This is a genomic window from Deltaproteobacteria bacterium IMCC39524 (genome assembly GCA_029667085.1).
GTDB lineage: Bacteria > Desulfobacterota > Desulfuromonadia > Desulfuromonadales > BM103 > M0040.
Map to the genome: position 1 here is coordinate 327,595 of JARUHJ010000001.1, position 13,030 is coordinate 340,624.

15 protein-coding genes are annotated in these 13,030 nt (G+C 51.1%); 7 read left to right on the forward strand and 8 right to left on the reverse strand.

The window, feature by feature from the left end:
* Positions 1–31: 31 nt before the first annotated feature.
* Entirely contained in the window at positions 32–1,123 is a 1,092-nt protein-coding gene (locus P9J64_01495) for a hypothetical protein (protein MDG5466992.1), read from the forward strand.
* Positions 1,124–1,141: 18 nt separating this feature from the next.
* Positions 1,142–2,032, forward strand: coding sequence for an arginase (gene rocF / locus P9J64_01500; protein MDG5466993.1), 891 nt, complete (start codon positions 1,142–1,144; stop codon positions 2,030–2,032).
* Positions 2,033–2,039: 7 nt separating this feature from the next.
* On the opposite strand, the gene P9J64_01505 is transcribed toward rocF, so the two are convergent.
* Positions 2,040–2,696, reverse strand: coding sequence for a hemolysin III family protein (locus P9J64_01505; protein ID MDG5466994.1), 657 nt, complete (start codon positions 2,694–2,696; stop codon positions 2,040–2,042).
* 276 nt (positions 2,697–2,972) lie between these two features.
* Here P9J64_01505 and P9J64_01510 point away from each other — a divergent pair, with 276 nt between their 5' ends.
* Complete coding sequence (locus P9J64_01510; GenBank protein ID MDG5466995.1) at positions 2,973–3,929, forward strand: DUF808 domain-containing protein; 957 nt, start codon at positions 2,973–2,975, stop codon at positions 3,927–3,929.
* 79 nt (positions 3,930–4,008) lie between these two features.
* Here the strand turns inward: P9J64_01510 and P9J64_01515 are convergent, their stop codons facing one another.
* The 3 genes from P9J64_01515 to P9J64_01525 all read right to left on the reverse strand — a co-directional run bounded on the left by P9J64_01515 (position 4,009) and on the right by P9J64_01525 (position 5,831).
* Entirely contained in the window at positions 4,009–4,392 is a 384-nt protein-coding gene (locus P9J64_01515) for an acyl-CoA thioesterase (GenBank protein MDG5466996.1), read from the reverse strand.
* Positions 4,393–4,415: 23 nt separating this feature from the next.
* On the reverse strand, positions 4,416–4,829 hold the full coding sequence (locus P9J64_01520; GenBank protein MDG5466997.1) for a response regulator: 414 nt from the start codon (positions 4,827–4,829) through the stop codon (positions 4,416–4,418).
* A gap of 78 nt (positions 4,830–4,907) precedes the next feature.
* Positions 4,908–5,831, reverse strand: a complete 924-nt coding sequence (locus P9J64_01525) for a LysR family transcriptional regulator (protein ID MDG5466998.1) — start codon at positions 5,829–5,831, stop codon at positions 4,908–4,910.
* 101 nt (positions 5,832–5,932) lie between these two features.
* Between P9J64_01525 and P9J64_01530 the strand changes: the two genes are divergently transcribed.
* Entirely contained in the window at positions 5,933–7,384 is a 1,452-nt protein-coding gene (locus P9J64_01530; GenBank protein MDG5466999.1) for an MFS transporter, read from the forward strand.
* Between the two features lie 17 nt (positions 7,385–7,401).
* Here P9J64_01530 and P9J64_01535 read toward each other — a convergent pair whose 3' ends face one another.
* Positions 7,402–7,797, reverse strand: a complete 396-nt coding sequence (locus P9J64_01535) for a DUF393 domain-containing protein (protein ID MDG5467000.1) — start codon at positions 7,795–7,797, stop codon at positions 7,402–7,404.
* A 179-nt stretch (positions 7,798–7,976) separates the two neighbouring features.
* Here P9J64_01535 and P9J64_01540 point away from each other — a divergent pair, with 179 nt between their 5' ends.
* The 3 genes from P9J64_01540 to P9J64_01550 are packed head-to-tail and all read left to right on the forward strand — an operon-like array spanning position 7,977 to position 9,261.
* The gene (locus P9J64_01540; protein ID MDG5467001.1) at positions 7,977–8,258 is read left to right on the forward strand and encodes a hypothetical protein; all 282 of its coding nucleotides are present in this window, start codon (positions 7,977–7,979) and stop codon (positions 8,256–8,258) included.
* A gap of 2 nt (positions 8,259–8,260) precedes the next feature.
* Positions 8,261–8,482: an Rdx family protein gene (locus P9J64_01545; protein MDG5467002.1), complete on the forward strand. Its 222-nt coding sequence runs from the start codon at positions 8,261–8,263 to the stop codon at positions 8,480–8,482.
* A gap of 14 nt (positions 8,483–8,496) precedes the next feature.
* Complete coding sequence (locus tag P9J64_01550) at positions 8,497–9,261, forward strand: SDR family oxidoreductase (GenBank protein ID MDG5467003.1); 765 nt, start codon at positions 8,497–8,499, stop codon at positions 9,259–9,261.
* 432 nt (positions 9,262–9,693) lie between these two features.
* Here P9J64_01550 and P9J64_01555 read toward each other — a convergent pair whose 3' ends face one another.
* Genes P9J64_01555 through P9J64_01565 form a run of 3 tightly spaced genes read right to left on the reverse strand, consistent with a single transcriptional unit; the run spans position 9,694 to position 12,999 of the window.
* The gene (locus P9J64_01555) at positions 9,694–10,494 is read right to left on the reverse strand and encodes a transglutaminase family protein (protein MDG5467004.1); all 801 of its coding nucleotides are present in this window, start codon (positions 10,492–10,494) and stop codon (positions 9,694–9,696) included.
* Between the two features lie 43 nt (positions 10,495–10,537).
* Positions 10,538–11,515 carry an alpha-E domain-containing protein gene (locus tag P9J64_01560; GenBank protein MDG5467005.1) on the reverse strand — a complete coding sequence of 326 codons (978 nt, stop codon included), beginning with the start codon at positions 11,513–11,515 and terminating at the stop codon, positions 10,538–10,540.
* Positions 11,515–12,999 (reverse strand): circularly permuted type 2 ATP-grasp protein, encoded by a 1,485-nt coding sequence (locus P9J64_01565; protein ID MDG5467006.1) that lies wholly within the window; start codon positions 12,997–12,999, stop codon positions 11,515–11,517. Before P9J64_01565 ends, P9J64_01560 begins: the two co-directional genes overlap by 1 nt.
* Positions 13,000–13,030 lie beyond the last annotated feature (31 nt).

Consider the following 13,030-nt stretch of genomic DNA (forward strand, 5'->3'; position numbering starts at 1 on the left):
GTTTTATGCTTTCTCTAAGGAGATTCCTGTTATGTCCGTTATTCCTGGTTACAATCCTCCTGATTTTACCGCGCCACACCTGGTTAACGCTCCTGTTGTTTCGGTTGAGGTTGTGCCGGCTGACGGAGTCGTGCCTAGAAATTTTCATGGCACGTCAAATCATCCTGAGTATGTTCACCTGGGTGACGGGCACTGGGTGCTTGCTCCGGAAAGCCGAATGGATGCGGTGATGGTTCTGGATGGGATGTCTGTCGATGTCGTCGAGGCTCGTCGGGTTCGCAAGGGCGATCAGGTGGTCGTTGGACGGACTGAACATGGAGAAGAGGGCATTTACGTTCATGTTGAGGGTTTTCAGCCCCCAGCTAAAGAAAGTGCAGATAAGTTCACCTTTCGTACCCGCGGCACACGAGAGACGCCTTTCTCCCGCCATTATGACAACCTGTACGACGTCCTTCGTCATGACCGTGACCATGGTCACATCGTCTGGGTCCTCGGACCTGCTGTTGCATTCGACAAGGACAGCCGTGATGCCATGCAGGGCCTCGTCGAAAATGGTTACTGTCACGGACTCCTGGCGGGCAACGCTCTGGCCACTCACGACCTCGAGGCGGCTTTTTTTCAGACCGGACTGGGGCAGGACATTTATTCCCAAACGCTGAGGCCTCTTGGTCATTACAACCATCTCGATATCATCAATGAAGTGCGCAGTCGTGGTTCGATTCCCAAAACCATTGAAGACCTGGGCTTAAAAGACGGCATCATCTATGCTTGTGAAAAGCATGATGTGCCTTATGTGTTGGCAGGCTCCATTCGCGATGATGGCCCTCTCCCTGAGGTGATCTCAGACGTTTACAAGGCACAGGACGCCATGCGTGAGCACGCCCGAAAAGCGACCACGGTGGTCGCTCTCGCGACGCAACTTCATTCGATCGCTTTCGGTAATATGGTTCCAAGTTACCGTGTCGCTGAAGATGGTCATGTGCGCCCGGTGTTCTTCTATATCGTTGATATGTCGGAGTTCAGTGCCGATAAACTGGCAAACCGCGGCTCTGCGCAGGCCGTTGCAATATTGACCAATGCGCAGGATTTCATGGTCAACCTGTGGAACAATCTTAAAGAGTGAAGCAGGTGGGGTGAGCTTATGAAAAAGGCCGTGCAGATTATTGGTGTTCCCGTCGATCTGGGCCAGTCGCATCGCGGTGTCGATATGGGGCCTGGAGCTTTACGCTACGCTGGGCTCGCTGCCCGACTGGAAAAGCTTGGTTACGAAGTCCACGACTCGGGCAACCTCAAGGTCCCGGTTCGTGAATCACTCAATCACGAACGTCAGAGCAACTATCTCCCCTCTATGCGACAAATTTGCGAGGAGGCCTGTGCCGCAGGCCAGCAGGCTGTTGCCAATGGTTATATTCCTATCTTTCTTGGTGGAGACCATTCAATCGCGGTTGGTACCATCTCCGGTGTTACACAGGAGGAACCCTGCGGTGTCCTCTGGGTTGACGCTCATGGCGACTTCAACACCATGGCGACCTCAAGCTCTGGCAACATCCATGGCATGTCCCTGGCGTTATTGTTTGGTCATGGTTACCCGGATCTTGTCGATATCGGTCGGCCTGGTGCGAGCCTCTTGGCGGAAGATGTTGTCATGATCGGTGTTCGCGACCTTGATGCAAAAGAGCGTGATAATCTGCGTGAGAGCGGCATTACTGTCTATACGATGCGAGATATTGATGAACGGGGCATGTGGAAAGTTGCCGGTGAAGCTCTTGAACGCTTGAGCCACCGCAAGCGTTTGCATGTCAGCCTGGACATTGACGCGCTGGACCCACAGGCGTCACCCGGCGCCGGAACCCTGGTGCCCGGAGGTTTGACCTATCGCGAGGCCCAACTGTTGATGGAGCTGGTGGCAGACACCCGACGCCTGAGTTCTCTCGACATCGTCGAGATTAACCCTATTCTTGACACCCACAACAAAACAGCTATTTGTGCAGTTGAATTGACGGCCTCCCTCTTTGGTAAGCAGATTATCTGATCTGTTTTTACGCCAGAGGAATGACGTAGAAAAGCACCGCGAAGAAGTGCAGGATGCTGCCCAGCAAGACAAAGCCGTGCCAGATGGCATGATGGTAACGCAAACTTTTCCAGAGATAGAAAATCACTCCAGATGTGTAAGCCAATCCACCTGATAAAAGTAAGATCAGCCCCCCTGTGGCAACGGAGTCGAGCATCGGCTTGATTGCGATGACAACCACCCAGCCCATGCCGATATAGAGCGACAGGGAGATGCCCTGCCAGCGCCGCAAGAGCGACACCTGGAAAAGTACGCCTAGCAAGGCCAGTGACCAGACGATACCGAAGAGAGACCAGCCCCAAACTCCACGCAGGTTGACAAGCATGAAGGGTGTATAGGTTCCCGCGATCAGTAGGAATATGGCGGAATGGTCGAGAACTCGCATGATGCTTTTTGCACGGGGAATCTGGATGCTGTGATAAAGGGTGGAGAATGCGTACTGTAGAATTAAGGTCGTCGCAAAGATAGTGCAACTGACCAGGTGCCAGGTGTTGCCAAATCGACTGGCGAAGTTAATGAGTACGGCCATGCCAGTAATCGCAAGCAGTAGCCCGAAACCATGGGTAATACTATTGGCTATCTCTTCACCAACGCTGTAGCGAGGGATGTCTTGTTCGGTTCGCATTATTCGTCTCCACTATCTTTGCGGGCACAATGCTGATCCTATGGTTTTTATTATGCCTTGAACCCAACAGGCAGAAGGTAAAACTTTTGTAACGACAATTAACGTGGTGACGGTTTGTATTGTCATTGAACCATTAAGACAATTTACCAAATAAATTCATGTTGTTTTAACTTTCCGTGGTAATTTTGTCTGAGCTTTTCACTGCGCTACCGTGACTCTGCATTGAATGTTTTTTTCCAAGTTTTTTATCAGTATGCCTATTGAGGAGAATGACTTTTGGCAGGAACCAGTTTACTCACCCTGATAGATGATATCGCGAGCCTTCTTGATGACATCGCCCTGATGACCAAGGTTGCGGCCAAAAAAACCGCTGGAGTGCTTGGTGATGATCTGGCGCTGAACGCGGAGCAGGTGAGCGGAGTTCGTGCCGAGCGCGAGCTTCCTGTTGTGTGGGCTGTTGCAAAAGGGTCGTTTAAGAACAAGCTGATTCTCGTTCCCGCAGCCCTTTTGCTGAGCGTATTCATGTCATGGGTTATCACCCCGTTGCTGATGCTCGGGGGAGCTTTTTTGTGCTTTGAAGGTTTTGAGAAGGTTGCCCATAGTCTTTTGCACCGCAAGGAGGAGAAGGGGCAGAGGAGGGCTGAGAGAATTAAGGTCTTGGCCGATCCAAAGGCGGATGTGGTCGGGCTTGAACGCAAAAAAATCAAAGGTGCTATCAGAACAGATTTCATCCTCTCAACTGAGATTATTGTTATAGTTCTCGGAACTGTTCAGGACTCTCCCATGGTAATTCAGATCGCCGTGGTCTCAGGAATGGCCCTGCTTATAACAGTCGGTGTCTATTCGCTTGTTGCGGGCATCGTCAAGATTGATGATGTTGGTCTGTATCTTGTCAAGGTCCCTGAGCCTGACGCATGGGGAAGGGTGCGCCGAAAGATCGGCGCTGGTCTGTTAAGTCTTGCTCCACTGTTGATGAAAACCCTCTCGGTTGTAGGTACGGCCGCGATGTTCCTGGTTGGCGGCGGTATCTTGATGCATGGACTTCCCGGCACGCATGAACTAACGCACCATTTGGTGGGGCCATTTCGGAGCATCCCCTTCGTTGGAGATGTCGCATCTGCAATGATGCCGACCCTCATGAACGCTATTGTCGGTGTCCTCGCCGGTGGCCTTTTGGTGGGTATGGCAACGATGGGAAAAAGTTTCCTCGTAAAGCTGAAAGTGACCTCCTAGCCTTTTTTTAATGATATCGAGTGGTGTTTTTTTGAAATTGCTGTTGTGGATTGATGCTGACACCAGCCCCTAGCCCCAGTCACTCCTCCTCAGACCTTAACTTATCTTTCTTGGGGAGAGGGCGCTTGTTCCCATCGCTGTCGACCTGCGCGAAGGTGATGGTGGTTGAGAAGACGTCGGTCTCTGATGAGGAGCCCGGAGCATCAGCGAAGACATCGACGGTGTACTGGACGGATGACTGGCCGCGTTTAATCGGTTGGATGTTAAAGCGCAGGATCGAGCCGTTGGCTACCGGCCTGCGGAAGCTGATCTGGTCCATGCCGACCGTGACGAGAGGGCAGCCAGGGAAATCGAGGGAGGCGACCAGCCAGGCGTATTCATCAACCCACTGTAAGAGTGCTCCGCCAAAAAGAAATCCGTAGTGGTTGAGATGTTCCTGACGGACAATTGCGTAGTTGTTCATAGGTTACTTTCGATGCGGTGGGGCTATTCGGAAAATGCTTCGATCCGGGCTTGGCATTGTTCGATCCATTCGAACATCTCTTTCATCTCAAATGGCTTGCGCATGTAATGAATTCCCAACTCATTTAACTCATTCATGTAGTGAATTGTCAGGTAGCCGCTGATAATGGCAACGTTGCCCTTGGCAAGAGGCCAGCAGCCAGAAGCCTTGAGTTTTTTACAGAACTCGATCCCTTCAATTTTTGGCATTACGATATCCGCAATCAGGACGTCGGCACAGGGCTCGCCCTCTGGGCAGGGGCAGTTCAGTTGGTTGAAATATTTAAACTCAGTCGGGTCTGCGAGAGCTGTCACTTCATGCCCTTTACTCTCGAGTGCAGTTTTAAGCATGTTGCGGATGTTCTCATCATCATCAAAAACCAGAATCTTTAATTTCATTTCGTCCCTCGTAATATCAGATTGCTTGAAGCGAAGCACTATTCTACCATAAAATATCAGGTGTGGAAGTTGTAGAGTTCAGACCCAACACTTATCCGTCAGACTGCCATCTGTTAACGTTGTTGGTTTTCTCCACATGTATTTTATGACTTCGCGTACGTCTTTGATGCTTTTTTCTTCTCCGCGGCCTGCCATCCATCCGAGACAAAGGGGAATCTCTCCCCAACCATTACTCCAGATCGAGACCTGTCCATTCTCTGCCAGAGCGCGGGCTTCGTCGTCGCGCATGATGGCGACACCCTGTCCGGCAGCGACAAGTTCACGCACGATCTGCTCGTCGACAGCGGTGACCGATTGGTTGGGCAGGGTGCGATAATCCTGGATCTTGTCCTGCAGGAGCTTGAAAAAGGGGAAGTTGTTATCAACCCAGATCCAGGGTAGTTCTGCAACCTCTGGCCAATCCAGATCTTTTCCTTCCCGGTTGAACTTGTTGGGGATGACGACACATGTTCGTACCTGCTTGATTATAAGCGAATCAATGTCTGTGTTCTGGTTCTCACCATAGAAAAACCCGAGATCGATTTGACCGTGGCGTAGCTTCTGTGGAGTGTCTGCTGACTGGCAGAGATGAAAGATGACGTTTGTGTCCTTGTGCAGCAAATTCAGACGCTGATTCGTGGCGCTGATCCTGAGAAAGCCAGGATCAGTGTTAAGACCGATTGAGATGGTAGCCGTGATGCCGCGAGACATCGCCTCTGCTCGTTGCTGTAACTGGCCAGCAGCTTCGAGAACGTCCTGGGCATGAGTCATCAGGATGCGACCCTGGTCTGTAAGCGCCATCCCCCTTGACGTTCTCGAGAAGAGGGGAACTCCGAGCTCCTCTTCGAGCAGCTTGATCTGGCTGGAGAGTGCAGACTGGCTCAAGTGCAGAGTCTCAGCAGCACGGGTCAGGTTCTTTTCGTGGGCGATGGTCAAGAAGGACTTCAATTGGTAAAGCTCCATAAAAACTCCTTCGTTCGATTTTATCGAACGCTAACCTCTGAAAGTTCTATTGGATCTTCAGGATATTATCAAGTAATAAAGCACAAACAGAGCTTTGTTGGTTGCGTTTCTATTTCCTTTTCAAGTTCGATATTATTTATAATGCTGATGACATTCTGGTCAGCATGTTTTTCGTGGAGCCGCCGTTTATGAGTCATGAAGTCGAAAGCTGTCAACAAACGACAAGAGGCTGGGCGTCCGTTGTCCTTCGCCCGGCGGACTTCCTGCCGTCATCTCTGACGAATGCCTTGTCGTATCGCTGGCTGGTTTTTGCAGTGCTCGCCTGTGGTTATGTCCTGGTGTATTTCCATCGCCTTTGCCCGGCGGTCGTTGCTGTCGATATGATGAGTGATCTGCAAACGGGCGGCGCTTTACTTGGCTTGTTGGGTTCCGCCTATTTTTACCCTTACGCCCTTATGCAGATACCCGCAGGTTTGCTTGCTGATTCCTGGGGCGCAAGACGCACGGTCACTCTGTTTACCCTGATTGCCTTTGTGGGCGCTCTGATCATCGGATTGGCACCAAATGTCACTGTCGCTATTGTTGGCCGTATTCTTGTTGGTTTAGGTGTTTCCATGCTCTTTGTGCCGACGATGAAGATCCTTACAGAGTGGTTCCGGCCTCATGAATTCGCAAGAATGACCGGCATTCTCTTGGCTATGGGCGGGCTTGGCTCTCTCGTGTCAGCGACGCCCCTGGCCCTTTTGACCGGATGGTTCGGCTGGCGCATGGCTTTTGTTGCTGTCGCCGGTTTAACTTTGCTGCTGTCTTTGTGCGTCTGGATGGTTGTCCGTGATCGTCCCGCCGATATGGGCTGGTCGATTCCCGGCAAGGCAAAGGTTGGGTCCATGGTTGATATTAGTCTTGCGAATGGTGTTAAACAGGTCTTGGCTAGTGGAAACTTCTGGTTGCTGGCAGGGTGGTTCTTTTTTCAGTCAGCGGTCTTCTTCTCGTTTGCAGGGCTGTGGGGCGGACCTTATCTTAACCATGTGTACAGCCTTGACCGTGTCGGAGCGGGGCAGATCCTCTCGATGCTGGCCGTTGGCCTGATCGTTGGAAGCCCAATGCAGACATGGTTCTCGAATAGAGTCTGCAAAGGACGCAAACCTGTCTTGATTCTTTCAAGCGTTGTTACCAGTGGCATCACTGGCCTGTTGGTGTTTTCAACAGCAGGTCTCTCACTCAATACTTTGTCGCTGATCTGTTTCCTGATGGGTATGTTTACCAGCGCCTCCGTGGTGATTGGTTTCTCTGCGACGAAAGAGCTTTTCCCTGTGCAGATTGCCGGCACATCGATCGGCTTGATCAATCTCTTTCCGTTTGCCGGCGGAGCAGTTTTCCAGCCTGTGCTTGGCTGGATTCTGCAAAGCCACGAAGTCTCTGAGAATGTATACTCCGTCGCTGGCTATCAATCGGCCTTTGTCGTATTGCTCTGCTGTGGACTCACTGCGCTTTGCTGCGCAGGAATCATGAGAGAAACGATGAAGAACGGTCACCTGGTGTACGGTCACTAACCCTCGATACCGAAAGATTAATGCTTGTTGAAAATCTGGCAACTGGTTGCACGGCTTGAGGGTAACAGGTGCCGATACCTTGCAAAGACCGCGTATCCGGCGCGAGCAGTGTGGTTGATGCCAGGTAAGCCTACGAATGAAGACAGCAGCGGGTATAGGGGTGAAGGGAGGGCCTCCCAGAGACGCCTGAAAGCTTCAACCCCGGAATAATAATGACCATCTGCATCACGTGCCTGCAGCTTCTCCTGAAATTCATCTATTGTTTTGCCGAAAGCCTCGGCGTCGAAATCAGCACTCGCAATATTAACGAACTTGACACGTTGGTCTGCGATCGAACGATAGTAACGGATCTCGGTGCTGCAGACTCCGCAGGCCCCATCGTAAAAGAGTGTCAGTGGATAGTTGATCTTCATAGCCTGGTCCTCATCGTGTTCAAGAAGGGTGTGTTCATCAGATATTATAACTGAATTGGATTTTGCGTGCTTGTTCTCACCGGAGGACTGAGCTGTTTCAAGAGTTTTCTTTTCACTTTGACCTTTCGCCTTTCTTTCTGCATGCTATAAATACACTGTATGACAGATGAAAGAGGGCCATGGATCTTATCAGTCGATTGAATGCCGCAACCTTGATTGCCCAGCAGGAAGATGATCTTCCCGATTTTCTGGCCGTGCGTGTTTATGCTATTGCTGAACAGTTGTCGGGGAGCCCTGTCTTTCAAGTCGAGATAGAAGAATTAATAGAACAACTGTCTCTCTACGACACCTATGGCCAGACCGGTTATATCGGTATGGGCGTCAACAATTACATCCTTGAAGGCACGATCTTACGTATTGAAAAGAAGTTGTCCAATTGTGCCCAAGGGGCAAGGGAGTGAGTATGAAAGCGAGTATTGAATATTGCACGATGTGAGGTTATGAAGTGCGTGCTGTCAGTTTGGCGGCATTACTGAAGAAACATTGCGGCAATGATGTTGAATTGATCCCGTCGACCGGTGGCGTCTTTGAAGTTGTGGTTGATGGTGTGCTTGTCTATTCAAAAAAAGAGACCGGAGAGTTTCCCGATGAACAACAGCTGGTGAAACAACTGGTTAACTCATAATTGAAAGGTGGGTCATGTCTGAAAAAACGGTTTTGATTACCGGCGCCTCTGCCGGTTTCGGCGAAGCCTGTGCCCGGATTTTTGCTGCTGAAGGAGCTCGCCTTATTCTGACTGCACGACGGTCTGAGAGGCTCGCGGCTTTACGTGATGAGCTAAAAGAGAGTGCTGCCGGGGTTCATATTGTTCAACTGGATGTGCGTGACCGAGCCGGTGTCGAAGGGCTGGTTGAGTCTCTCCCGGAAGATTTTCAGGCGATCGATGTGCTGGTTAACAACGCTGGCCTGGCGTTAGGCCTTGAACCCGCTCACCAGGTTGATATGGAAGACTGGGAAATCATGGTTGATACCAATATCAAAGGCCTGATGTACTGCACCCGCGCGATTCTGCCCGGCATGGTGGAACGGAACCGGGGTCATATCGTCAATATCAGCTCTACGGCAGGCTCTTGGCCCTATCCTGGCGGGAATGCTTACGGGGGCACCAAAGCCTTTGTGACTCAGTTTTCCCGTAACCTGAGAGCCGATTTGGCTGGTAAGAAAGTCAGGGTAACGTGTATTCAGCCCGGTATGGCGGAAACCGAATTCTCCAATGTTCGTTTTAAAGGGGATGATGATAAGGCGGATCAATTTTATAAAGGAACAGATCCTTTGACTGCTCTTGATATTGCTGAGACTGTGGCTTGGGTGGTTGGTCGGCCGGCTCACGTAAATATCAATTCACTTGAAATTATGCCTGTGAGTCAATCCTGGGGGGCGATGACGATTCATCGTGAGGACTAGGATAGTCACCAATGCGATCAGCACGTTTGTCAGGGCCGACCCCGTACAGGGCTGGCCCTTTTTATTTTATCTGGTTACCCACTTCACTCCAGTAGCTATTGTCAGGATTAATAATCCTTTTTACCACCCGTTCGTTTCTCTCACTAGAGGCACAGAGGGCACAGAGCACACCTGATGGTTCTTTAAATGTCTCTGTGTTCTCAGTGTCTCTGCGGTCAAAGGTTTTCTTCGAATGGTCCGCACTCGAGCGAAGTGGATAGCAGAATCTTTTAAGCAGTCTCGAAATGCAGGGGCAACAAGAAATTCCCAAACTGGCAAAATGCATACTTCCAAACAATGCCATAAGAAAATAGTAAACCGGATGGCTGGATTCGAACCAGTGTCCCCCTGCTCCCGAAGAGGGTAAAGCGTTAATCGTATAAGGAACAGCCATCAGTCCGGTGCGCCGGGGAGCAACTCAACGCAAACCTCTAAACTGGTCAAGATCTCTCCAGCCCCAAACTGATGGAATATCGACACATCTGCCGCATCACGACCATAGGCGATAGCGATCCTCCCACCTTTCATCTGGTTTTGTGTGGGGTCGAAGGTATACCAGCGCCCGCCAACATAAGCCTCGAACCATGCGTGCAGGTCCATAGGATACAGACCATAAAGGTAACCAACAACCAGCCGGGCAGGGATGCTGATGCTACGGCAGAGCGCCACGCCAATATGAGCAAGATCACGGCATACGCCTTCACCACGCATATTGACCTCAGTGGCGGAGACAGGAAAAGGACTCGATCCGGGTGTGTACCGGATGGAGTTTCGCACCCAACGGTCGATGCTCGCGACTTGATCGTAACCGGGTTGCTCTCCGGCTACGATGTCCCGCGCGAGATCACCAAAGCGGTCCGATTCGCAATACCGACTGGGAAGTAAATAGGCAAGGACTGATTCGGGAAGGTTCTGAATCTCAACGAAATAAGCTCCCGGAGCCATGTCGAACTCATCTGCAGTCATGACTTCAGCCGAGGTGTGAATGGAAAAGGCCCCTTCCGGTGCGACCAGGCGCTGGCAGAGGTTGCCATAGCCATCCGTATATTCCACAACGGCAACGTGAGGAGAGAGTGTGTAAGACTCACGTGCAACCCATTGATGCGAACCGCTGCGAGGACGTAACATCAAGACCAAAGGCGTACATGCATCCATGTGAAAATTGATATCACATGTCGCTTTAATCCATGTCATAGGTCGAAATCCTGATGCTGATCATTGTCAGTCATACGAAACATCATTCCAAAGTTCTTGATTCAGTCGTGGTATCGGCAATCTGCGGGCTGAAGAACTCTGCTTGCACCGCTGCGCCAAGAGCGTTGATCCGAGTCTGTGTACTGTCGAGATATTCGTGTAATCCGTGCTCAAAAATATCTTCCAGGGAAGCAAAATTAAACTCAGAGAGCAACTTGCCAAGCTGTTGTTCCGCTTTGTTGGCAAAGGTCCCTCGCTGACTTCCGGTGATGTTGTTCATCGAAATCATCGCTGTCACAATACAGAAGTGAACAGCCCGGGGGAAGTGTTTGTCCAGCATGAGAAAATCAACGATCTTTTCAGGGTCAATCCGGCCGTGCCGCTTGCGGTACATCTCAAAAGCGCTGGCCGACCTCAATAATGCACCCCAGAGGATATTGTCGTAAGAGCTCCCGATATAATCGACGGATGGCAGCAGGATGAAATATTTGACGTCGAGTATCCGGGAGGTCTTGTCGGCTCTTTCCAACATGCGACCAAGACGGCCAAAATGCCAGCCTTCACCATGGTTCATGGTTGAATCAGTGGTGCCGCTGAAGGTATGGCTGGCATTCATGATATCAACAAAAAACTGGTGTGGCAGGTCCATCGACACTTCCTGGGCTGCGGTGTTGATCATCAGGTAAAAAGTGTTGAGATGCTCCCACATCTCTGAACTGATGTACTCGCGAACTGAACGGGCGTTTTCCCGGGCCGAGCGGACGCAGGAATAAATCGAGTTGGGGTTGTTGCGATCGAAAACCAGAAATTCTATGGCGTTTTCCCGGTTGGCTTCACCATAGAGCTTTTGGAACAGTTCGTGGTCTCCAGTGGTATTGATTAATGGTTGCCATTGATGACTGGCGCTGTCGGGAATATCAAGGGTCATGTGGTAGTTGGCATCAATAAAACGGGCAACATTCTCAGCACGTTCAATATAGCGATTCAACCAGTAGATAGAGTTGGCGACACGACTCAGCATTATAATCCCTCCTCTTCTTTCAGGGCAGATTCAGGAGAGGGGCCACCTTCAGCATTAAGAACCCAGGTGTCCTTACTCCCGCCCCCCTGCGAGGAGTTGACGACCAAAGAGCCTTTCTTCAATGCGACCCTGGTCAACCCACCGGGCAGAACGTAGGTGCTTTTTGCACCGAAGAGGATATAGGGACGGAGATCGACGTGACGCCCCTCGAAGTGATCATCTACTAATACTGGAACTCGAGATAAGGCAAGAGTCGGCTGGGCAATATAGGTGCGTGGACTGGCTTTGATCCGCCGGGCAAATTCTTCCCGTTCGGCTTTTGAAGCGTGCGGTCCAATCAGCATGCCGTAGCCGCCCGATTCGTTGACCGCTTTGACCACCAGCTTGTCCAGATTCTCGAGAACGTATTTGCGGTCGTCATCACGCCAGCAGGCGTAGGTGGGAACATTGTTGATGATCGGATCTTCGCCGAGGTAATAGCGGATAATCTCCGGGACATAGGCATAGACAGCCTTGTCATCGGCAACACCGGTGCCCGGTGCGTTGGCCAACGCGACTTTCCCTTTACTGTAGGCTTTCATCAATCCCGGGACTCCGAGCATGGAGTCGGCACGGAACGCTTTCGGATCCATGAAATCATCATCGATTCTCCGGTAGATGACATCGACCCGCTCAAGGCCCTTGGTCGTGCGCATCATCACTTCGCCGCGATGGACGACCAAATCGCCACCTTCGACCAAGGGCACACCCATTTGCTGGGCAAGAAAGCTGTGCTCAAAATAGGCTGAATTGTAAATTCCCGGGGTCCAGACAACGGCGACCGGCGATCGAACTCCCGGCGGAGCCATTTCCTGCAACATTTCCAGGAGTCGGCTGGGATAATCGGTCACCGGTTGGACACTGCAGGCATCAAATACCATCGGAAAGGTTCGCTTCATGAGCAGCCGATTTTCCAGTACGTAAGAAACACCTGACGGGCATCTCAGGTTATCTTCCAGGACGAAAAATTCACCAGACCCGTCTCTGACCAGATCAGTCCCGGTGATATGGCACCAGATGCCGCAGGGGGGTTCCAGGCCGATACAGGGTTTGCGGAAGCCATCCGCGGAGAAAATCAGTTCTGCAGGGACGATGCCGTCCTTTATGATTTTCTGATCATTGTAAACATCATGGATAAAACTGTTGAGGGCGGTGATCCGCTGTGTCAGCCCTCGCTCAAGAACGTCCCACTCTTTGGCCTGAACAATACGAGGCACAATATCGAAAGGGAAAATCTTTTCAGTTTGTGCTTCACTACCATACACATTAAAGGTGATTCCGAGGTTCAGGAGCGCAATTTCAGCCGCTTTCTGGCGCCTTTGCAGTTCCGACTCCGGTAAAGCATTAACCCTCTGGATCAGAAGGTCAGCGCCTGGACGCGGCTTACCTTGTGAGTCAAAGACTTCATCGTAGAAACCCTCTGTATCATAACCATCAAATCTCATCTGAGGCTCCTTGCTGAAAAATGTCTGTCAA